Origin of the sequence: Amycolatopsis sp. WQ 127309 (genome assembly GCF_023023025.1) — a bacterium.
Taxonomy (GTDB): Bacteria; Actinomycetota; Actinomycetes; order Mycobacteriales; family Pseudonocardiaceae; genus Amycolatopsis.
Map to the genome: position 1 here is coordinate 6,562,587 of NZ_CP095481.1, position 22,987 is coordinate 6,585,573.

General features: G+C 71.8%; 11 protein-coding genes and 1 pseudogene. 9 read left to right on the forward strand and 3 right to left on the reverse strand.

Going from position 1 to position 22,987, the window contains the following annotated elements; translation table 11 throughout:
• Positions 1 to 129: 129 nt before the first annotated feature.
• The 9 genes from MUY22_RS29860 (at position 130) to MUY22_RS29900 (ending at position 15,867) form a co-directional block, all read left to right on the forward strand.
• Positions 130 to 855, forward strand: a complete 726-nt coding sequence (locus tag MUY22_RS29860) for a (Fe-S)-binding protein (protein WP_247064200.1) — start codon at positions 130 to 132, stop codon at positions 853 to 855.
• A gap of 17 nt (positions 856 to 872) precedes the next feature.
• Positions 873 to 2,312 (forward strand): lactate utilization protein B, encoded by a 1,440-nt coding sequence (locus MUY22_RS29865; protein WP_247064202.1) that lies wholly within the window; start codon positions 873 to 875, stop codon positions 2,310 to 2,312.
• Positions 2,309 to 2,887 carry a lactate utilization protein C gene (locus MUY22_RS29870; protein WP_247050054.1) on the forward strand — a complete coding sequence of 193 codons (579 nt, stop codon included), beginning with the start codon at positions 2,309 to 2,311 and terminating at the stop codon, positions 2,885 to 2,887. The genes MUY22_RS29865 and MUY22_RS29870 overlap by 4 nt, the downstream gene beginning before the upstream one ends.
• A 12-nt stretch (positions 2,888 to 2,899) precedes the next feature.
• On the forward strand, positions 2,900 to 3,100 hold the full coding sequence (locus MUY22_RS29875) for a LuxR C-terminal-related transcriptional regulator (RefSeq protein ID WP_247050056.1): 201 nt from the start codon (positions 2,900 to 2,902) through the stop codon (positions 3,098 to 3,100).
• A gap of 231 nt (positions 3,101 to 3,331) precedes the next feature.
• Entirely contained in the window at positions 3,332 to 6,511 is a 3,180-nt protein-coding gene (locus tag MUY22_RS29880; RefSeq protein ID WP_247050058.1) for a family 78 glycoside hydrolase catalytic domain, read from the forward strand.
• Positions 6,512 to 6,522: 11 nt separating this feature from the next.
• Positions 6,523 to 9,864 (forward strand): glycosyl hydrolase, encoded by a 3,342-nt coding sequence (locus tag MUY22_RS29885; RefSeq protein WP_247050060.1) that lies wholly within the window; start codon positions 6,523 to 6,525, stop codon positions 9,862 to 9,864.
• Positions 9,861 to 12,770, forward strand: coding sequence for a glycosyl hydrolase (locus MUY22_RS29890; RefSeq protein ID WP_247050062.1), 2,910 nt, complete (start codon positions 9,861 to 9,863; stop codon positions 12,768 to 12,770). Before MUY22_RS29885 ends, MUY22_RS29890 begins: the two co-directional genes overlap by 4 nt.
• Positions 12,767 to 15,199: a beta-L-arabinofuranosidase domain-containing protein gene (locus tag MUY22_RS29895; protein WP_247050064.1), complete on the forward strand. Its 2,433-nt coding sequence runs from the start codon at positions 12,767 to 12,769 to the stop codon at positions 15,197 to 15,199. Before MUY22_RS29890 ends, MUY22_RS29895 begins: the two co-directional genes overlap by 4 nt.
• 173 nt (positions 15,200 to 15,372) lie before the next feature.
• Positions 15,373 to 15,867, forward strand: a complete 495-nt coding sequence (locus tag MUY22_RS29900; protein ID WP_247050065.1) for a carboxymuconolactone decarboxylase family protein — start codon at positions 15,373 to 15,375, stop codon at positions 15,865 to 15,867.
• A 4-nt stretch (positions 15,868 to 15,871) separates the two neighbouring features.
• Here the strand turns inward: MUY22_RS29900 and MUY22_RS29905 are convergent, their stop codons facing one another.
• From MUY22_RS29905 to MUY22_RS49790, 3 genes and pseudogenes are all read right to left on the reverse strand, one after another.
• Positions 15,872 to 18,751: a family 78 glycoside hydrolase catalytic domain gene (locus MUY22_RS29905; protein WP_371827502.1), complete on the reverse strand. Its 2,880-nt coding sequence runs from the start codon at positions 18,749 to 18,751 to the stop codon at positions 15,872 to 15,874.
• Positions 18,748 to 21,801 carry a glycoside hydrolase family 3 C-terminal domain-containing protein gene (locus MUY22_RS29910; RefSeq protein ID WP_247064203.1) on the reverse strand — a complete coding sequence of 1,018 codons (3,054 nt, stop codon included), beginning with the start codon at positions 21,799 to 21,801 and terminating at the stop codon, positions 18,748 to 18,750. The genes MUY22_RS29905 and MUY22_RS29910 overlap by 4 nt, the downstream gene beginning before the upstream one ends.
• A 262-nt stretch (positions 21,802 to 22,063) precedes the next feature.
• Positions 22,064 to 22,978, reverse strand: a pseudogene (locus tag MUY22_RS49790) (glycoside hydrolase family 3 protein); the annotation flags it as partial.
• Positions 22,979 to 22,987 lie beyond the last annotated feature (9 nt).

Here is a 22,987-nt window from a genome sequence, read left to right on the forward strand (position 1 = left end):
TCACGCCGTCAGGCTGCGAAGTCGTGTTGTGCCGGTTCATTGACTTCGCGTTCAGGTGCGTTGTAGCGTCACCGCGTCGAGTTTGTGAAACCTTTCAATGCGGAGGGCGCGATGGTGCGGCGGCCGGGGCTGAACGTCGCCGTCATGGTCACCTGCGTCAACGACTCGCTGTTCCCCGACACCGGCAAGTCGGTGTTCCGGCTGCTGCGCCGCCTCGGCGTCGACGCGGACTTCCCGGCCGGGCAGACCTGCTGCGCGCAGCCGATGGTCAACACCGGCTACCTCGACGAGGCCGTGCCGGTGGTGCGGACGTTCGTCGACGCCTTCGCGGGCTACGACGCGATCGTCACGCCGTCCGGCTCGTGCGCGGGGTCGATCCGCCACCAGCACTCCATCGTCGCGCGCCGCGTGGGCGACGAGCGGCTCGCGTCGGCGGCGCCGAAGGTGTACGAGCTGAGCGAGTTCCTCGTCGACGTGCTCGGCGTGACCGACGTGCGCGCCTACTTCCCGCACCGCGTCACCTACCACCCGACCTGCCACTCGCTGCGGCTGCTCGGCGTCGGCGACAGGCCGCTGCGCTTGCTGCGCGAGGTGCGCGGGCTGGACCTCGTCGAGCTGCCCGCCGCCGAGGAGTGCTGCGGTTTCGGCGGCACGTTCGCGGTGAAGAACGCCGAGACGTCGACGGCGATGGGCGCGGACAAGGCCCGGCACGTCCGCGGCACCGGCGCGGAAGTGCTGGTGGCGGGGGACAACTCGTGCCTGCTGCACATCGGCGGCCTGCTCTCGCGCGAACGCGGCGGCGTGCGCGTGATGCACCTGGCCGACGTGCTCGCTTCGACCGAGGAGGACGCGTGAGCGCGACGTTCGTCGGCATGCCGGCCTTTCCCGAGGCGGCCCGGAAAGCGCTTGCCGACACCCAGCTGCGCCGCAACCTCGCGCACGCCACCGGCACCATCCGCGCCAAGCGCGCGGCCGTCGTCGGCGAGGTCGGGGAGTGGGAGGAGCTGCGGCTGGCCGGCGCGGCGATCAAGGACAACACCCTGCGCCGCCTCGACGAGTACCTGCTGCAGCTGGAAGCGTCCCTGCAGGCACGCGGCGCGACCGTGCACTGGGCGCGTGACGCCGCGGAGGCGTGCGCGGTCGTCGCGAAGATCGCGCACACGCACGGCGTCGACGAGGTCGTGAAGGTCAAGTCGATGGCCACGCAGGAGATCGGGCTCAACGAGGCGCTCGCCGAGCGGGGCGTCACCGCGTGGGAGACCGACCTCGCGGAGCTGATCGTCCAGCTGGGCGACGACCTGCCGAGCCACATCCTGGTGCCCGCCATCCACCGCAACCGCGCGGAGATCCGGGAGATCTTCCGCCGGAACATGGCCGACGCGCCGCCGGGCCTGTCGGACGAGCCCGCCGACCTGGCCGCCGCCGCGCGCTCGCACCTGCGGGAGAAGTTCCTGCGGGCGCGGATGGCCGTGTCCGGCGCCAACTTCGCGGTCGCCGACAGCGGCACCCTGGTCGTCGTTGAGTCCGAGGGCAACGGCCGGATGTGCCTGACGCTGCCCGAGGTGCTCGTCTCCGTCGTCGGCATCGAGAAGATCGTGCCGACCTGGTCCGACCTGGACGTCTTCCTGCAGCTGCTGCCGCGCTCCAGCACGGGGGAGCGGATGAACCCGTACACCTCGACGTGGTCGGGCGTCACGCCCGGCGACGGGCCGCAGGAGATGCACGTGGTGCTGCTGGACAACGGGAGAACCCGCGCGCTGGCCGACGAGGTCGGCCGCCAGGCGCTGCGCTGCATCCGCTGCTCGGCGTGCCTGAACGTCTGCCCGGTGTACGAGCGGACGGGCGGCCACGCGTACGGCTCGGTCTACCCGGGCCCGATCGGCGCGATCCTGAACCCGCTGCTGAAGGGCGTCGGCGTCGATGAGCAGACGGACTCGCTGCCGTACGCCTCCAGCCTGTGCGGCGCGTGTTTCGAGGCCTGCCCGGTGCGCATCGACATCCCCGAGGTCCTGGTCCACCTGCGCGCGAAGGTCGTCGACGCCCACCGCGAGGGCGCCCCGAAACCCGAGGCGCTGGCGATGAAGTCGGCATCCTGGCTGCTGTCGGACGCCCGACGCCTGGGCGTCGCGGAACGCGGCCTGAGCGTCGCGAACCGGGCGTTGACCCGCTTCGGCAAGCGAGTGCTCCCGGGCGGCCGCCGAGCGGTGAGCCGCCTCCCGTGGCCGGGTTCCCTGTGGACGAACGCCCGCGACCTGCCGGCACCGCCACGAGAGTCGTTCCGGGCGTGGTGGCGCAGGGAAGGCCGCCCATGACCGCGCGCGAAGAGATCCTGGCCGCCGTCCGAGGCGCCCTGCAGAACGCGGACCGCACGGAGGCGCCGGTACCACGCGGCTACCGAACGGTGGCACCACCGGACACAGTGGACTTGTTCGCCGAGCGAGTGGTCGACTACCGAGCGGCGCTGACCCGCTGCACAGCGGCCGAGCTGCCCGAAGCCATCCGAAAAGCCCTGGGCGCAGCACAGAACGTCCTGGTACCAAAGGGTTTCCCGATCAGTGTGAACGGAACCCCCGACGCACCGGACCTGACCACGTTCGACGCGGTCGTCACCACGGCAACACTGGGCATAGCCACGACGGGCACCCTGGTCCTGGACCACGGCCCCGGCCAGGGTCGCAGAGCACTGACCCTGGTCCCGGACGTCCACGTGTGCGTACTGCGGGAGAGCGACATCGTCCCAGGCGTCCCGCAAGCGACAGCGGCACTGGACCCGACGAGCCCGCAGACGTGGATCAGCGGCCCAAGCGCGACGAGCGACATCGAGCTGACGAGGGTGGAGGGCGTACACGGCCCGAGAACCCTGCACGTCATCGTCGTAGCGGAGTGAGGGCGGTGGGTCATGGTGAAGGCGCCATTGGAGCGCGAAGAGCTGGACCTGCTGAGACTCCTGGCCGAAGGCCTGTCGGTGGAAGCGATAGCAAGACGCCTGGACTTGTCGGACAGAACGGTCCGCCGCAGGCTGCGATCCATTTGCGACACACTGGGCTGCACAACTCCCATCCAGGCAGTGGTGTGGGCCGCGAGAAGAGGCCTGGTGTGACGGCAAAACCGCGGCCGACCCACCACATCCGAGGGCGCCCGGCTCCCGCCCGGCACCCCGATCCGAAGCGGGAGTCACCATCCGGCTTCGGGGTGCGCACCCCGAAACCCTGTCCGATCCCGGACAGGATCCTTGTCCGGCAAGGACGACCGACGTAGCGTCCCAGGCAACGATTGAAACGATTCACCGTCGAATCCGGGCCACACCCCACCGGCCGCCCCAGGAGTTGCTGTGCGCCACAGACCCCGTCGCCTCCTCACGGTCCTCTCCCTGGCGTCCCTGACGATCGCCGGCATCGCCGTACCAGCCGAAGCCGATCGGGGAAGCCGCGCCACCGATCTCCGGGCGAACCACCTGGACCGTCCACTGGGGACAGACGACACGACCCCGGAACTCACCTGGCGCAACACCGGAGAACAAACGGCGTACGAAGTCCAAGCAGCAACCTCGGAAGCAAAACTGGCCCACCCGGACCTCTGGGACACCGGCCGCACCGAAGGCGCAACAACCCGGCTCGACTACGCGGGAAGGCCGCTGGGCAGCCGCCGGCGGGTCTACTGGCGAGTCCGCACCTGGTCCGGCACCACACCGACACCGTGGAGCACCCCGGCCTGGTTCGAAACCGGCCTCACGACCCAGAAGGACTGGTCCGCGGGCTGGGTGACGAACAAGAACTGGCAGCTGGGCACCAAACCCACCCAGCCGGTAGTGGTCACCCTGCCGAAGCAGGAAGCCCAGTACGTGAAACTGGACGTCACCAAGCTGGGCCTCCCACTGGCCGAACAACCCCTGGACGCCCAGAACCGCATGGTCACGACCGGTGACACCCGCCGCTTCCCCGATGTCACGTACCGCCTCCAGCTCGCCGAACTCCAGGTCCGCGACTCGGCGAACCCGACGGTGAACCTGGCCGACGGCCGCCAGAAGTTCGTCACGGCATCGGAAACCCAGACCGTCCGCAAGGAGTGGGAACCCGGCCTGGTCGCCGACGGCCTCACGACGTCCAACCCCGAGGACGCCGGGAACGCCGGCTATCAGAGCGCCACCCACCCCACCCCGGACGCCGACGTCTCCCTGACCATCGACCTCGGCGCCGCGCACACGTTCGACCAGGTCGTGCTCTACCCGCGGACCGACACCCTCACCGCCGACGGCAGAACGCCGAACTTCCCGGTCGACTACACGGTCCAGACGGCCACGGACAGCACGTTCACCGTCGCCAAGACCGTCACCGACCAGCCCACGCCCGCCACCTGGCTGCCGCCCGCGCTGCCGGTGTTCGCCAAGGACTTCGCGGTCCACGGCCGCGTCACGAGCGCCCGGCTGTACGTCAGCGGCCTCGGTGTCTACGTGCCCAGCCTCAACGGCGCCCGCGTCGGCGACGCCGTCCTGGAGCCCGGCGACAGCGACTACGCCGACCGCGTCACGTACGCGGCCTACGACGTCACCGACGAGGTCCACGGGGGAGCGAACACGATCGGCATCGCGGTCGGCAACGGCACCGCGGACGCGCTGCACACCTCCGGCCGCTACCGCAAGTTCGCCCGCACGGCGAGCGACCCGCAGGTGATCGCGCAGCTGGAAGTCACCATGGCCGACGGCACCGTGCAGCGGAGCGGCACCGATTCCAGCTGGCGCACCACGCTCGGCGCCACCACGGCGTCGTACTGGTACGGCGGCGAGGACTACGACGCCCGTCGCGAGATCCCCGGCTGGGACCAGCCCGGCACCGACCGCCGGACCTGGGACGCGGTGGTGCCCGCGACGAGCACCGCGAAGCCGACCGGCCGCCGGACCGAGCCCGTCCGCGTCGTGGAGCAGTTGCCGGGCAAGGAGATCTCCCGGCCCGCGCCCGGCATCCGCGTCTACGACCTGGGCCGCAACATCGCCGGCCTGCCGCAGGTGACACTCACCGCGCCCGCCGGGACGAGCACGAGGATCTATCCGGCCGAAGCGTTGCGCGACGGGCACGTCGACCAGTCCATCAGCAACGTCGGCGCGCCGATCTGGGACAGCTTCACGAGCAAGGGCGGCAAGCAGACCTGGCACCCCGACTTCACCTACCACGGCTTCCGCTACCTCGAGGTCGTCGGCGTGCCGGAGACCGCGCAGCTCTCGGTCACCGGCCTGCGCACGATGGCGGACAACACCTCCGCCGGTGACTTCGACTCCTCGGACGCCACCCTCGACGGCATCCACCGGCTGACCCGGGCCGCCGTCGAGAACAACATGCAGAGCATCCTCACCGACTGCCCGAGCCGCGAGAAGCTCGGCTGGCTGGAGCAGGACCACCTCGCGTTCGACGCGATCGCCCGCAACTACGACGTCGAGGCCTACCTCGGCAAGATCGTCCAGGACATGGCCGACGGCCAGGAGGCGTCCGGCCTGGTGCCCAGCACCGTGCCCGACCACGTGACGCTCGCCGGTGCCTACCGCGACGACCCGAACTGGGGCGGCGCCCTGGTCCAGGTGCCGCTCAAGGCGTACCAGACCTACGGCGACAAGGAACTCCTCGCGCGGTACTACCCGGCGATGCAGCGCTACCTCGCCTACCTGCAGGGCCAGACCACCCGGTGGGTCGACGGCGTCTACGACTACGGCCTCGGCGACTGGATCACCACCGAGTCCCCGGTGATGCCGCGCCCGATCGTCAGCTCGTTCGGCGTCTGGGCGGTCGCCGACGGCCTCGCGAAGGTGGCGACGGCCCTCGGCCAGGACGCCACGGCGTACCGTGCGCAGGCCGACACGCTGGCCGAGGCCGTCTGGACGAAGTACTACAACCCGGCGACCGGCCTCTTCGGCGGCGGCGGGCAAGGTGCGACGGCGCTGGCGCTCGACATGGGCGCGGTGCCCGCCGACCTGCGGGCCGGCCAGACCCAGCACCTGGTCGACGTCATCGAGGCCGCCGGCTGGCACCTCGTGATGGGGGAGATCTCGTTCCCGTCCGTGCTGCGGGTGCTCTCGGCCGCGGGCCGCGACGACGTCGTCCACCGGATCGCCACGCAGACGACCAGCCCCAGCCTCGGGTACCAGGTGCAGGCCGGGCTGACCGCGCTCGGCGAGACCTGGGACGGCGGCAGCGGCCAGTCGCAGGACCACTTCATGCTCGGCGCGCTGGACGGCTGGCTGACCACCCGGCTGACCGGCATCGGCCAGGCGGCCGGTTCCGCGGGCTTCAAGAACCTGGTGATCGACCCGGCGGTGGTCGGCGACCTGACGTCCGCGTCCGGCAGCTACGACAGCCCGCAAGGCCGCATCAGCACGGCGTGGACGAAGTCCGGCCGCGACTACCGGCTGACCGTCACCGTGCCACCCGGCAGTACGGCCGAAGTGCACCTGCCGCAGGGCGGGGCCGTCTTCCACGTCGGTCCGGGCACTCACACCTTCCGTTCCTCCATTCCGCGCGGCTGAAGGGGAATCCCATGCGCAGAACCCTGACGTCCCTGGTGCTCGCGGCCGCGACGGCGATCGCCGTCGCCACCCCGGCCACCGCCGACCACGACCGCGGCCCGGCCGAGACGACGAACCTCGCCCGGTTCGACCCGGCCGCCTTCGCGAACCCGCCGAAGGACAGCAGCCCGGCGATCTACTGGTACTGGAACAACACCATCACCAGCGACATCACCGACAAGCAGATGGCCGAGATGCGCGCCAAGGGCGTGTACGAGGCGGTGATCTTCCCGCTCGGCGGCGACTCGATGAAGCCGGTGTTCCTCAGCGAGGACTGGTTCACGCTCGTCGGGCACGTGCTGCGCGAGGCGCAGCGCACCGGTATGAAGATGTGGCTGTTCAACGACAACAACTTCCCGAGCGGCCGCGGCGCGAACTACGTCGTCAACGGCGGCACCCTCGGCACCCGCACCATCGCCGCGCGCCCGGACCTGCGGCTGAAGGGCCTGTTGCGCTCGACGCGAATCGTCGACGGGCCGTCGACCCTGCCGCTCGCCGAGACGTCGGGGCTCAGCGTGGACACCGGCAAGCTGGTCGTCGACCCGGCCACCCGGCCGGGCATGGCGCCACTCACGCCCGGTGCCGGCTGGACCGACTACACCGTGAGCGGCAAGGTCACGCTGACCGCCGGTGGCGTCCAGCTGGCGGTGCGCTCGGACGGCACCCACGGCTACCTCGTGGACGTGGACGCGAAGGGCGCGGCCAGTGTGTACAAAGTGGACGGTGCGACCCGGACGCGGCTGACCACCGGCGTCAACACCCCGGGCTTCACCCCGACCCACGTCCAGACGATCAACGTCACAGTCTCCGGGAACACGATCACGCCGAAGATCAACAACACCGTGCAGCCCGCGGCCACCGACGTGAGCTTCCCGACGGGTGCGGCGGCGGTGTCGGCCGAGGGCACGCAGCGCACGCTGTGGGACGACCTGACCGTCACCGCACCCGACAGCACGAAGCTGTGGACGTCGACCTTCGACAACGCCACCGCGCTCGCGGACTTCCCGCAGAACCGCGTGAACCTCGCCGGGGTCACGGCGGCGGCCGCGCGGCCGGTCGGCACGAACGCCGCCGTCGAACTCGAGGGCAGCACCTGGCAGGTGCCCGCGGGCCGGTGGCAGGTCGACGTCTACTCGCAGGTCCTGCTGCAGGACGACTCCAGCGGCTACACCCGCGGGTACCTCGACCTGCTCGACCCGAAGGCGACGGACGCCTTCCTGAGCATCGCGCCCGAGGAGTACGCGCGCCGCTTCCCGTGGGCGATGGGCACGGTCGTGCCCGGCTTCTGGGACGACGAGCCGTTCATCGCCGACGCCCAGCCGCACCCGTTCAAGCGCCTGCCGTCCTCGCCCGGGCTCGCCGACGCCGTCCGCGCGGCCGGTGGCACCCCCGGCGTCGCCTACACCGCGGCGGCCGACGGTCTCGACGCCGTCGCCGACCAGGCCGCCGGGACGTACTGGCGGGCCGTGGACAACCTGTTCTCCACCAGTTACTACAAGCGCGAAGCCGACTGGATGGCCAAGCACGGCCTGAAGCTGATCTCCAACCCGCTGCTCGACGAACAGGGCCCGCAGCAGCGGATGAACTCGACGGGTGACCTGTCGAAGGACAACCAGTGGGCGCAGGTCCCCGGCAGTGACATGATCACGACCGACTACACCGCCGGCCGGCAGACCACGCTGGGCCGCAACGCTTCCTCGGCCGCCCACCAGAGCGGCGCCCCGCGGACGCTGATGGAGACGTTCGGCAACGCGGGCTGGCAGGTGGCGCCGGACTACATGCACGCCACCGTCGGCGCGCTGGCCACCCGCGGCGTCAACCTCACCTTCCTGCACGCGATGTACACCGACGAGGTCTCGGTGACGTTCGCGCCGCCGTTCGGGCCGCGCAGCACGTTCTGGGAGGACATGCCCGACGTCGACGCGTGGATCGGCCGCGTGATGGAGCTGGGCCGCGGTGAGAACCTCGCGAAGACGGCGCTCGTGCAGCCGCAGCGGGCCGCCGAGCAGACCCGCGTGGCCGATGCGTCTCATCAGCTGGACGCCGACTTCTCGGCGACGGCGTACGCGCTGGAACGCGGGCAGGTCGACTTCGACCTGCTGAGCGACTCGTCGCTCTCGGGCGACCCGGCCGCGCGCTTCCAGGCCGTCTCGCACGGCGGCACCCTGCAGGTCGGCCAAGCGGGCTACCAGCTCGCGGTGCTGCCGCGTACGCCCGTGCTCGACCTCGCGACCGCGCGTTCGCTGGCGAAGTTCGTCCAGACCGGTGGCCACGTCGTCGCGGTCGGCCCGCTGCCGACGCGGGAGGCGACCGGCCGCGACGCCGATCTGGCCCGTGAGCTGCGGAACCTGTTCGGCAACGCGGGCTCCTCGTGGGCTCGGCGCGGGGCCGGCGCGGTCGCGCTGGTGACCGACGTCGACGCGATCGCGGGCCTGGCGCAGAACGCCGGGGACGGCGCGGCCCGGCTGCAGCCCGCGGCGGACGCCGTCCGGGTGCAGCGGACCGGCCGCGGCGCCGACACGGCGTTCCTGCTGAACAACGAGAGCGACGCGGTCGTCACCACCACGGCGACCTTCCCGGTCGACGGCACCCCCGAGATCTGGGACCCGCGCACCGGGACGACGAAGGTCGCCACGGCGTACGCGACCGGCCGGAGCACCACCGGCTTCCCGGTCACGCTCCAGCCGTACGAGACGCTGGGCGTGGTGTTCCGCAAGGGCGTCCACGACACCGCCCACCTGACCGACGGGACCCTGCCCACGACCGCGGTCACGCAGAGCGGGCGCGACCTGCAGGCCGCGGTGACCGCGACGGCGTCCGGCAGCTACACCCTCACCGGGCAGGCGAACGGCCGCACCTACCGCGGCACGGTGAAGGTCACCGATCCCTTGGCGCCGATCGCGCTGAACGGGCCGTGGACCGTCAAGCTGGAGCAGGACGGCGCCGTCGCCACCGAACGCCCGCTCGGCTCCTGGACCACTTTCGCGCCGACGTTCTCCGGCAGCGCCGTCTACTCGACGACGGTGACGCTCACGGCCGCGGACCTCGCGAAACGCAAGCTGGTGCTCGACCTCGGCGAGGTCCACGACCTCGCCACGGCGACGGTGAACGGCACGCAGCTGCCCGCCGCGCTCTGGCACCCGTACACCGTGGACGCCACCAAGGCGCTGCACCCGGGCGTCAACACGATCAGCGTGCGCGTCACCAACACCCTGGCCAACGAGCGCAACAAGATCCTGGCGTCGGGCCTCGTCGGCCCGGTCGCGCTGCGCCCGCAGGCCGCCGTCACCGCCCGGCTGGAGGCCACCCGATGACCGTCACCAGACGCACCGTGCTCACGGTCGGCGCGGCGCTCGGCGTGGGCGCCACCCTCTCGTGGACCCCGCCCGCCCTCGCCTCGGGCGGGAAGTCCTTCGCCCGGCAGTTCGCCCAGCCCGATGCGAGTACGGCCGCCAAGTTCCGCTGGTGGTGGCCGCACGGCCTGGTCGACCTCGGCGAGATCGCGCGTGAGGTCGACCAGATCGCCGACGCCGGCTTCGGCGGCGTCGAGATCCAGGACGTCCACCACAGCGTCCAGACCGTGCTGGACCCGGAACACCACGGCTGGGGCACGCCCGCGTGGCTCGCCGCGGTGGAGACGGCGCTGCGCCGGGCCAAGGCGCGCGGGCTGACCGTCGACCTCGCGATGGGCCCGTGCTGGCCGACCGCGGTCCCGACGATCACGCCCGACGACGTCGCGGCGAGCAAGGAACTCGCGCACGGCGTCGTCACGGTCGAGGGCCGCTACACCGGGCCGCCGCCGGCCGCGGTGGTGCCCGCCGAGGACGGCGTGGGCAAGCAGGAGCTGATCGCGGTCCAGGCCGCTCTGGTGGTCGGTTCCCCGACGGCGGCGACGGTGACGCTGGACCCGGCGTCGGTGCGCACGGTGGACGTCCACAACGGACAGATCGACTGGACGGCGCCCGAGGGCACGTGGGTGCTGTTCGCGTACTGGGCCCGCGGCTCGGCGCAGCAGCCCGAAGCGGGCCCGCACACCACGCCGCTCGCGTACGTCGTCGACCACTTCAGCGCGGCGGGCACGCGCGTCGTCCTGGACGAGTGGAACTCGACCATCCTCACCCGCGCCATCCGGAGCCTGCTGCAGGAGGTCGGCGGCGACCTGTTCGAGGACTCGCTGGAGATCGAGACCGACGCGACGATCTGGACGCCGTCCTTCCTCGCCGAGTTCCGCAAGCGGGCGGGTTACGACCTGTTGCCGTACCTGCCGGTGGTCGTGCAGAAGAAGGGCAAGTACCTGTACGCGTTCGACGCCGACACGTCGAACCACGTGCGTGACGACTACAACCAGGTGCTCTCGGACCTCTACCACGAGAACCACCTGATCCCGGTCCGCGACTTCGCGCACCGCCTCGGCATGACGCTGCGCGTCCAGCCCTACGGCCTGCAGACCGACGCCATCCGCAGCGCCGCGCTGCTGGACGTCCCGGAGAGCGAGTCGCTGGGGTTCAAGAACCTCGACGACTACCGCGTGCTCGCGTCGGGCCGCGACATGGGCGGGCGGAAGCTGCTGTCGTGCGAGTCCGCGGCGTACGCCAACGGTGCGTACAACACCACCTGGGACAAGGTGCTGCAGACGATGGGCAGCGTGTTCGCGGGCGGCGTCAACCAGGCCGTGCTGCACGGCTTCGCCTACGCGACGGCGCCCGGCGCGCAGTGGCCCGGGTTCGCGGCGTTCTCGCCCTACGGCGGCACCGGCATCGGGTACGCCGAGGCGTGGGGCCCCCGGCAGCCGACGTGGGGGCACGTGCCGGACATCGCCGGCTGGTTCGCCCGCACGCAGCTGGTGCTGCGCACCGGAAAACCGCAGGTGGACATCGCGTTCTACCGGCAGAAGGGCTGGACGTCCACCGGCATCGGCGCACCGTGGGCGACCAACGACGGCATCCCGGCCGGCTGGACGCACGGCTTCCTCAGCGAGGCCGTGCTGGAGCTGCCCAGCGCCGTCGTCCGCCGCGGTCGCCTGGCCCCCGACGGCCCGGCTTACAAGGCGATGATCCTCGGCGGCGACCAGTTCCACGGCAGCGAGCACACGCTGTCCGTCCGCGCGGCCCAGCGCCTGCTGGACTTCGCACGGGCGGGCCTGCCGACGATCGTCATCGGCACCTGGACCGCCGACGTCCACGCCGAGGGCCTCGCCCAGCCGGGTGCGAACGACCGGCTTCGCGCCCTGGTCACGGCGTTGGTCGCGCAGCGTTCCGTCCGCGTCGTCGCGGACGCCACGGGCATCCCGGCCGCGCTCGCCGACCTGGGCGTCACGCGCGATGTGGAGCACGACCCGTCGACCGTGATGAGCGTCCACCGCATCGACGGCGACACCGACTACTACTACCTCTGCAACGCCCGGCACGCGGAGAACCGCAAGATCACGGCCGTCACGCAGGACGTCTGGCTGACCGCGCAGGACCGTGACGCGCAGCCGGTCGTGTACAACGCGTGGACCGGCGAGACCGAACGGCTCGGTGTGTTCACCCGCTCGGGCAACCAGATCCGCGTCTCGGTGTCGCTGAACCCGGGGCAGTCGGTGATCGTCGCCCTCGCGGCCGGCCGGGGACCGTACGCGGTGTCTTCCGACGCTGAAGTGCGCTACCTCGACGGCAAGCTGGTGGTGCGCTCGTCGGCCGCGGGCACGTACTCGACGACGTTGTCGACCGGCCGGGTCGCACGCACGGTCGTCGCGGCACCGCCCGCGCCGATCGCACTGTCCACTTGGGACTTGGAGGTCGAGGACTGGCAGCCGGGTGCGACGCCGACGTCCACGATCAAGCCGAAGCGGCAGTTCTCGCCGGCGGCGCTCGCGGCGTGGTCGTCGATCCCCGGCCTGGAGGACGTCTCGGGGGTCGGCCGCTACCGCACCACCGTCGACCTGGGCCGGTGGGACCGCGGGCTGGGCGCGTACCTGGACCTCGGGGAGGTGTTCGACACCTACCGCGTGCGGGTGAACGGCACCGCGCTGCCGCCGTCGGACGTGCTGGACACGGTGGTCGACGTCGGGCCGTGGCTGCGGTCCGGACGCAACAGCATCGAGGTGGAGATCGCCACCACGCTCAACAACCGGCTCCGCGTGAGCCGTCCCGAGGTGTTCGCGATCGCGGCCCGCCAGGCGTACGGCCTGGTCGGCCCGGTGCGCCTGACGCCGTACCGGCAGGTGGAGGTCCGATGAACGTCACCCGGCGCACCGCACTCGGCCTCGGAGCCGCGCTCGGCCTGGCCGCCGTCGTCCCGTGGAGTGCCGCCGCTGCTTCGGAGAAGGTGCGGCCCGTCGCGCTCGGTGGCGTCCGGCTGCTGGAAAGCCGGTACCTCGCGAACATGCGGCGGACCGTCGCGTACCTGAAGTTCGTCGACCTCGACCGGCTGCTGCACACCTTCCGGCTGAACGTCGGCCTCCCGACCTCCGCCGAGCCGTGCGGCGGCTGGGAAGCGCCCGGCATCCAGCTGCGCGGGCACACCACCGGGCACCTGCTCTCCGGCCTCGCCCTGGCGGCCGCGAACACCGGCGACGCCGAGCTGGCCGCGAAGGGCGCGCGGCTGGTGCACGAGCTGGCCGCGTGCCAGGCGGCGGCCCCGGCCGCCGGGTTCACCGAGGGCTACCTCTCGGCCTTCTCGGAGCAGGACTTCGTCAACCTCGAAGCCGGCAAGTCCGTGTGGGCGCCGTACTACACGATCCACAAGATCCTCGCCGGGCTCCTCGACCAGCACCGGCTGCTCGGCACCGCGGGCGCCCTCGACGTCGCCCGCGGCATCGCGCGCTGGATCGACGCCCGCACGGCACCGCTGTCCCACGACGCCATGCAGCAGGTCCTGCACACCGAGTTCGGCGGGATGAACGAAGCCCTGGCCAACCTCTACGCCATCACGAAAGACCCACTGCACCTCACGCTGGCCCGCCGCTTCGACCACGACGAGATCTTCACGCCGCTCGCGGCGCGCACGGACACCCTCGCCGGCCGGCACGCCAACACCGACATCGCGAAGATCGTCGGCGCGGCGGCGGAGTACGACGTCACGGGCGAGCAGCGCTACCGCACGATCGCGACGTACTTCTGGGACCAGGTCGTGCACCACCACAGCTACGTCATCGGCGGCAACGCCAACGCGGAGTTCTTCGGCCCGCCCGACCAGATCGTCAGCCAGCTCGGCGAGAACACCTGCGAGAACTGCAACAGCTACAACATGCTCAAGCTCGGCCGCCTGCTGTTCCTGCAGGACCCGAGCCGCACCGGGTACTTCGACCACTACGAGTGGACGCTGCTCAACCAGCTGCTCGGCGAGCAGGACCCGGACTCGCCGCACGGGTTCGTCACCTACTACACCGGGCTGACGCCGGGCACCGAGCGCAAGCCCAAGGAGGGCGTCACCTCCGACGCCGGCACGTACAGCAGCGACTACGGCAACTTCACCTGCGACCACGGCACCGGCCTGGAAACCCACGTCAAGTACGCGGAGAACATCTACTTCGCGACGGGCGACACGTTGTCCGTCAACCTGTTCATCCCGTCCACAGTGGACTTCCGCGGCGCGCGCGTGCGGCTGGAGACCGAGTACCCCTACGACGAGACGGTCCGGCTGCGCGTCGACGGCTCCGGCTCGTTCGATCTGCGCGTGCGCATTCCGTCGTGGGTCTCGAACCCCCGGCTGACGGTGAACCGCGCGCCGGTGGCCGCGTCGCCCGGGAGCTTCGCGTCGATCCGGCGGCGGTGGCGCGCGGGCGACGTCGTCGAGCTGCACCTGCCGATGGCCCCGCGGTGGCTGCCCGCGCCGGACAACCCGGCGGTGAAGGCGCTCACCCACGGCCCGCTGGTGCTCGCCGTCCGGCACGGCGCGGAAGGGCCGCCGGTCATCCCGACGGTGGACCCGCGCACCCTGCGGCGCGAGCCCGGACGGGCCGAGTTCAGCGTGCGGGCGGGGGAGCGGCGGCTGCGGCTGAGCCCGTTCCTCGACGTGCAGCACGAGCACTACAGCGTCTACCTCGCCTCGCCGCCGGACCGCCCGGCGCCGAAGAACGTCGCGCTGTACCCGCTCGGCCGGAACCTCGCCGAGAGCACCCGCCGCTGGCCCGACGCCGTCCTGGCCGGCGGCGCGACAGCGGGGGAGCGGGGCATCGAGCTGGACGGCGTCGACGGGCACGTGCGGCTGGCCCCGGGCCTGCCGGCGAACCTGACCGAGCTGACGGTGTCGATGTGGGTGCGCCCGGACACGATCGTCAACTCGGCACGGGTGTTCGACCTCGGGTTCAACGCGCAGTCGTACCTGTTCCTGACCCCGCGCACGGGCCTCGGTGTCGCCCGCTGCGCGATGAAGCTGGGCGGCATGGAGACAGAGGACTTCGTGGACGCCGCCGTCGCGCTCCCGGCGGGCGTGTGGACGCACGTCGCGGTCACCGTGGGCGCCGGGATGCGCCTGTACTTCGACGGCGAGCCGACCGGCGCGAACCCGGCACCGCTGATGAGCCCGCTCCTGCTGGGCGCCACCCAGCTGAACTACCTGGGCCGCTCGCAGAACCCGAAGCATCCGTACCTGAAGGGCGCGGTCGCCGACTTCAGGCTGTACGGCCGGGCGTTGAGCGACGCGGAGGTGCAAGCGCTGAGCTGAGTTCAGAAGCCGGTCGGCCGAGGCGCTGGCGGAGCTGGCTTCGCTGATCGGCGCACAGCTTCAGGAGTGAGCCCGTACCAGGCATCGCCGACACGGGCCGGTGCCGGTCACAACGCCCCGCCGGGGTGCGTCATAGGGGTGGCAAGACCGAGAACCGAAAGGAACGTCCACCCATGACCACCGACCAGGACACCCCGCAGTCGCGCCTTTCCGATCCCACCGAGCTCGTGCCCGAGCTGGGGCAGATCGGCGGAGCGCTGTTCAAAGCCACCGGCAACGGCGCGATCCCGCAGACCACCATCAGCCTGGTGCAGCTGCGGGCCGGGCAGATCGTCGGCAACACCTACCTGACCGCCTTCCACGCCGGAAACCTCCGCAAGGCCGGGGAGTCCGAGGCGCGCATCACCGCCGTCGCGTCCTGGTGGGACGCGCCGCACTTCACCGACGCCGAACGGGTCGCCTTCGCGCTCGCGGAAGCCGTCTTCACCGCGAGCCCGCACGGCGAACGCGTCCCCGACGAGCTGTACGCGCGGGCGTCCGCGCACTACGACGAGAAGGCGATCGCCACCCTCGCCGTCGCGCTCGGGCAGGTCGGCTTCTTCATCCCGCTCGCCCTCATCGGCAAGCCGCTCCCCGGCGTCTCACCCGCGGAGCAGTGGCGGGACTGAGCCCTCACCCCTGGGACGCCACGAACGTGTAGTGCCCGCCGGTCGCCGTGTACGTCGCGTGACCGTCGGCGTACGTCCGGAACCGTGCGCCCCGGCCGCCGTTCACGCGGTTCGCCGACGCGGCCGGGACGTCGATCGTCGCGGTCGTGCCCGGCGGGACCGTGACGTCCAGCACGAGGTTCCGGCCGTCGAGCCGCCAGCTGCTGCCGATCGTGCCGTACCGCGTCCGCAGGCTCCCGGTGGCGTGCGTGAGCCCGCCACCGGGCTGCGGGCGCACCGAAAACCGCTGGTAACCAGGGTAGGCCGGATCGCCGGTGATGCCCGCGATGGTCGTGTACAGCCACGTCCCGACCGCGCCGTCCACCGCGTGGTTGAAGGAGTTGCCGTTCAGGTTCGGGTTGAAGCCGCCGCCGGGGACGATGCCGTCCCAGCGTTCCCAGACCGTGGTCGCGCCGTGCGCGATTTCGTAACCCCACGACGGGTAAGTGGTCTGTTCGAGCAGCGTGTAGGCGACGTCGGTGTGGCCCGTATCGGACAGCACCGGCAGCAGCCACTGGGTGCCGACGAACCCGGTCGTGAGGTGGTCGCCGGCCGCGTGGACCAGGCCCACGAGCCGGTCCGCCGCCGAAGCACGCTGCTGCTGCGGCAACAGTCCCAGGTGGAGCGCGAGCACGTACGCCGTCTGGCTGTTCCCGGCGATCGAGCCGTCAGCCGCGACGTACTTCGCTTGCCACGCGGCCGCTATCCGCGTGAACAGGCTGTCGTACGCGACGGCGTCGGCGTGGTTCCCGATCGCGTCGGCCATCCGCGCCAGGATCTGGGCGTCGTAGGCGAAGTAGGCCGTCGCGATCAGGTCGTTCGGCGTCGGCTGGTTCACGTTCATCCAGTCGCCCGCCGGGGCGAAGTCGGCGGGCAGGATCAGGCCCGTGCTCTTCGTCCGCATCGCGGCGACGTACTTCTGCATGGCCGGGTAGCTGGTCCGGACGATGTCGAGGTCGCCGTAGCTCTGCCATGTGACGTACGGGATCACGACGCCCGCGTCGCCCCAGCCGCCGCCGTAACCGCCGGGCGCGGTCCACAGTGGAGCGACGTTGCCGAAGATCCCGTCCGCGGTCTGGCTGTCGATCAGGTCGCGTTCCCACTTGGTGTAGAAGCCGTCGAGATCGCGGTTGAACGTCGCCGTCGGGGCGAAGAAGTCGGCGTCCCCGGCCCAGCCGAGCCGCTCGGTGCGCGCGTTGGTGTCCGTCGGGACGGAAAACAGGTTGTCCCGCTCGCTCCAGGTGATGTTCGACTGCAGCTGGTTGATCATCGGGTCGGACGTCGAGAAGCCGCCGATCACCGGCGCGTCCGTGCCTTCGACGACGCCGGTGACGTCGGCGAGGCTCGGTGCGCCGGGATAACCGGTCACCGCCACGTACCGGAACCCGTGGTAGGTGTAGTCCGGCTGGAACGTCTCCGCACCGCCGCCGCGCAGCGTGAAGGTGTCCGTCTGGGCGGCGTAGCGGTACGGCGCGGGCCCGGCGGCGAGGTTGGCCGTGTACAGCGTCCCGTCCGGGTTGACGGCCTGCGCGTGCTGGAGCGTGACGGTGGTCCCGGCGGCGCCGCGCACCCGCAACCGCACGACGCCCGAGATGTCCTGGCCGAGGTCGAAAACGTACGTCCCCGGCTTCGGCTGCGTGACGCGGACGGGCCTGACGGTGCCGGTCACCCGCACCGGCGGGCCGATCTGCGGCACCAGCGTGCTCGACCGGCTCGGCTGGACGTCCACCGGCGACCAGCCGGCGGCGGCGAACCCGGGCCGGTCCCACCCCGGCTGCTCCTCGCGGGCGTCGTAGGACTCGCCCTGGTAGTTGTCGGCGGCGGTCACCGGGCCGGCGGTGCTGCCCCGCCAGGACTTGTCCGTGGTGACGAGCTTCGTCGAGCCGTCGGTGTAGGTGATCCGCAGCTGCGCCCACAGCGCCGGTGCCGAGCCGTACTGGCCGGGCCCGAACCAGCCGACGTCCCCGGCGTACCAGCCGGGCGCGAGCTGCGCGGCGATCGCGTTGCGGCCGCGGCTCAGCAGGCCGGTCACGTCGTGGCTCTGGTACTGGATCATCGTCCGGTAGTCGGTCCAGCCGGGCGCGAACAGGTCGTCGCCGACGCGCCGGCCGTCGATGCCGATCTCGTAGACGCCCAGCGCCGAGGAGAACAGCTGGGCGTTCCGGACCGGCTTGCGCAGCGTGAACTCGGCCCGCAGCCGCGGGGTCTGGTTGTCCGGCTTCAGCAGGGCATCGGCCCCCGTGACGGCCAGCCCGTCGGCGCCGATCGAGCCCGCGCTGAAGGCGTTCGGCTCGCCGGGGGTGAACGCGTCGTGGAAGAGCTGCGTCCCGGACAGCGACGACACAGTGAGCCCGCGGTAGGTCGCCTCCTCGGTGGGCGACTCGCGGAAGCCGATGCTTCCCTTGGTGTAGGCGGACTCCTGGGTCGTGTCGACCTGGACACCGTCCACAAAGGTCGTGATCGTGCTCCCGGCCGCCGTGATGCGCAGGTGGTGTGACGTGTGGAGCGCGTCGGGTCCGATGTCCAACGGCGTCTCCGTCACCGAGGAGACCCCGCCGCCGGCCCACACGTGCTTCTTGAGCACGGGCACCGCGCCGGTGACATTCACCTGCCACATATAGGAGTTCGCGGCGTTGCCCTGCGTGCGGAGGTAGACGCTCGCCGCCTCGCGCACGACGGTGAAGTCGACGTCGACGGTGTAGTCGGCCCACGTCGCGTCGGTCGCGGGCAGGCCGACCCAGTCACTCCGCCCGAGATCCGGTCCGCTGACCGCCGCCGACGCCACCGGCTGGAGCGACGCCACGAGGAGCAAAGCGAGCGCGACGACGGACGTCCGGCGCCTCATGCGACGGCCAGGGCGAACACGTGCAGCCGGGTACCGGCCTGGTCGCCGGTGACCGCGGTCGGCAGGGTCACGTACGCGACCGTCTTGCCTGCGGTCAGCGGCACCGGCGTCGCGTAGACGCTCACCGCGGTCTCCGCCGGGTACGGGCTGCCCGCGGGCCGGTTCCACCGGGACGCGGTGGCGACGAGTTCGTTGCCGGGCAGGGGAGTGCTCGGCGTCCAGTTGGTCAGCCCGAGCGTGAACGGCGCGGTGCTGCCGTCGGTGTAGGTGATCGTCCCGGCGCCCGACCCGCTCCCGTTGTTCGCCGAGCCGAGGAACCACAGCTGCGACCCGCTCTTGCCGACGGCGATGTGCTGGCCCGCCGCGACGACGTTGTCGGGCGCGGCCGACGGCCAGGTGAAGGTGACCGGTCCGTGCGTGACGGCTTTCCCGGCCGCGATACCGGCCTCGGCGAGCGCCTGGGCGGAGTAGCTGTAGCCCGAGCCGTCGAAGTTCGCGCTCTGCGGCGCCGCGTCGGCGCTGACGGCGGTGTTGTCGTACGCGTCGGCGAGCGACCCGAACAACAACGGCAAGGCGAGGGAACTGCCTTGCAGCGGCCGGTCACGTCCCGACGAGCTGACGGTGCCGGACAGATCCAGGGACGCGGACTTCGCGCCGCTGCCGACCGCGACGGTCAGCGGCGTGGTCGACGTCGACCGCGGGCGCAGCACCACCGGCACCTGCGCGGGCGTGACGGTCACCCCGGCCGGAGCGTCGATGCGCGCCGCCACCGTGACGGGCGCGTCGGTCGTGTTGCGCAAGGTCAGGGTGGCGCCGAAACTCGTGCCCGGCTGGGCCATCTTGGTCGCCGACGTGAACTGCGCCGCCACCAGCGGCCCCACGGTGACCTGGAGCCCGGACGTCGAGTGGAAGCCCCCGCTCGCGGTCGCCGAGGCGGTCAGCCGCCACAACCGGCTCTGCGCGTCGGCCGGCGGAGTCACCAGCCACGACGTCTGCAGCCGGGCGCCCGGGGTGACGAGGGGGAACGTCGCCGGGGTCAGCGGCTTCGCCTGCCAGCCGCTCGGCAGGTCGAGGCCGAGCTGGACGTGGGTCAGCAGCTGGGTCCCACCGGGGGTGAGCGTCGTGGTGACCACGTTGCCGTGCGCGGGATCGAGCGTCGGGGGCGCGGCCGCCGTGACGGTCCGCGCGCCGGTCGACTGGAGCAGCGTGTAGGACGACGTCAGCGGCAGGTTCCGGGACGAGTCGCCGACGAACAGCCGGTAGGTGCCGGGGTTCGTCGTCCAGGTGTGGGCCTTGCTGTCCCACGTCTGCAGGTCCGACGGCGCGACCGTGAAGGTGACGCGCTGGGACCGGCCCGGCTGGAGCGTGACGCGCTGGAACCCCTTGAGCTGCTTGGGTGGCTCACCGGCGCTCGCCGGGTCGCCGACGTAGAGCTGCGCGACCTCGGACGCCGTGCGCGTGCCGGTGTTCTTCACCGTCGCCGTGACCTTCACCGGGCCGGAGGTGAGCGCCAGACGCGGTGAGACGTCGAGGTCGCTGAAGGCGAACGACGAGTACGTCAGGCCGAAACCGAAGGGGAACAACGGCGTCAGGTTGTGGGCGTCGTACCAGCGGTAGCCGACGTCCAGGCCTTCGCTGTAGTGGAACGCGGTCGTGTTGGTCGCGACGTCGACGACGCCGGGGTAACGCGCCGGGTCGGCGGTCGGCAGCTGCGCCATACTCGCGGGCCACGTCTGCGGCAGCTTGCCCGACGGGTCGACGTCGCCGAACAGCACGGACGCGAGCGCGGCGCCGTTCTGCTGGCCGCCGTACCAGGACTCGAGCACGCCGCTCACCGAGCCGAGCCACGGCATGAGCACCGGCGCGCCGGTGTTGAGCACGACGATCGTGCGCGGGTTGGCCGCGGCGACGGCGGCGACCAGGTCGTCCTGGGCGCCGGGCAGGGTGAGGTTCTGCCGGTCGCCGTCCTCGCTCTCGTCGTCGTTGACCACGACGACGGCGACGCTGTCCTGCTTGGCCAGCGCCGCGGCGGCCGCGATCGCGGCGACGTCGGGGACCTGCCAGCCGAGGGTGACGGACCCGTTGCCGGGCGGGCTGGTCGGCGTCCCGGCCACCGGCCCGGTCGGGCCGTTCACCGGCTGGTAGTTCTCCACGGTGATGGGCGTCTTGACGCCGCCCTGCAGGCGGATCGCGGAGACGCCGGGGCCGTACTGCGCCCAGTCCTGGAAGACCGGCTGGCCACCCACCGTCATCCGGACGCCGCCGGTGTCGGCCATCGAGAAGGTGTAGGTGCCGGTGACGGGGGCGGTGAGGAAACCCCGCCACCGCACGGAGAACCCGGCCGGGTTGACGCCGGGCCCCGGGGCTTGGGTGTAGTGGTCGTCGACGTTCGGCTCGACGCGCGTCAGCGCCGGCTTGCCCGACAGGTCGAGGTTGTTGAAGTACTCGGTGGTCAGGCCCGGCTGCCCGCTTGTGGTGCTGAACTGCGCCGCCGGGACGGTCGGCAGCTTGTCGGTCACGCCCGGCACGGTGAGCCCGTTGTGCGCCAAGGGGGTGCCGCCGCTGTAGATGTTCAGTTCGGTGATCGACCACCAGCTGCTCGCCGTGCCGGTCTGCGCGACCTTGACGTACCGCGCCTGCTGGACCGGGAACGTCGCCGTGATCAGCTGGCCGGTACCCGTGTCGGCCGCGACCGGGGCACCCCACGACGTCCCGTCGGTGGAGAGGGAGACCTCGTAGCCGCGGGCGTAGTCGGTGCCGTTGCCCGCGTCGATCGTGACCCGGTCGATCGGGTGGAGCGCGCCGGTGTCGACCGAAACCCACTGCCCGGGCGCCATCGGGACGCCGCTGGACCACCGGGTCGCCGGGTTGCCGTCGACCATGTTGCGCGGCTGGTCGCCCGCGCTCGCCGAGGACGACGCGCTCGCCGCCCAGGAACCGGCGTAGTCGACGCGGCCCGCGGTGCCCAGCCGGGCGGCGATGCCGTCGGCGACGGTGACGACCGCCGACGGGTCGACCGGGACGTGCGAACTGCCGCCACCGCCGGTGATCGGCGCGTCCCTTCGCGGCTGCCCCGAGCACCGCGACCGACGGCGTCGCCGAGGGGTTCAGCGGGAGGACGCCGCCCTGGTTCTTCATCAGGACGGTGCCCGCCGCCGCGATGTCGCGGGCCGTGGCGACGTGCTCGGGGGTGGTGGCCGTCGCGGCCGGCGATCCGGCGGCGGTGTCGAAGAGGCCGTAGGCGAACTCCTCGGTCAGCAGCCGGGCGACCTTGTCGTTGAGCACGGCCATGCTGACCGCTCCGGAGCGGACGGCGTCGGCCAGGGGCTGCCCGAAGTTGCCCGGGGTGGGCATGGTCAGGTCGAGTTCGGCGTTCGCCGCTTGCACGGTGCTGCGGGCGCCGTCCCAGTCGGTGACGACGAAGCCGTCGAAGCCCCAGTCCTGCTTGGCCGTGTCCTTGAGCAGGGTGGCGTTTTCGTTGGCGTGCACGCCGTTCACGAGACTGGTGGCGGCCATGATGGACGCCGCGTTGCCCTGCTGCACCGCCTGCTTGAACGCCGGGTAGTAGATCTCGTTGAGGGTGCGCTCGTCGATGATCGCGTCGGCGTTGTTGCGGTTCTGCTCGGTGTCGTTGGCCACCAGGTGCTTGAGGTCGGTCATCACGTCGTGGGACTGCACGCCCTGGACGTATTGCGTCGCCATCGCGCCGGCCAGGTAGGGGTCCTCGCCCGCCATCTCGAAGACGCGCCCGCCGCGCGGGTCGCGCACGAGGTTGACGTCGGGCCCGAGGTTGACGCCGACGCCCTTCGTCTTGGCCTCGGCGCCGACGACCTTGCCGTAGGCCAGTTCGGCGGCCGGGTCCCAGCTCGCCGCGGCGGCCACCGGGGCCGGCAGCGCCGTCGTCCCGCCCATGACCACGCCGGCACCGCCGTCGTTCAGGTTCAGCGCGGGCACGCACAGCCGGGGGATCGGGGCCACCACACCGGCGTACCCGGGGAGCTGGGAGCCGTGCGTCATCGACAGCTTCTCGTCGGTGGTCATCTGCGCCAGCACCTGTGCGGCCCGCTCGGCCGGCGCGGCTGTGGATCCGAGCCACGGGCAGGCCGCCTGGGGTGATTCCGCCGCGGCCGCGGGCACAGCCGGGGTGAGGAGCAGCGCCGCCAGTACCCCAGCGGTCCAACGTCGCCGTGAACGGCCGGGCCGGTGCTCGCCGGTGAGCAGGGGCATGCGTGATCC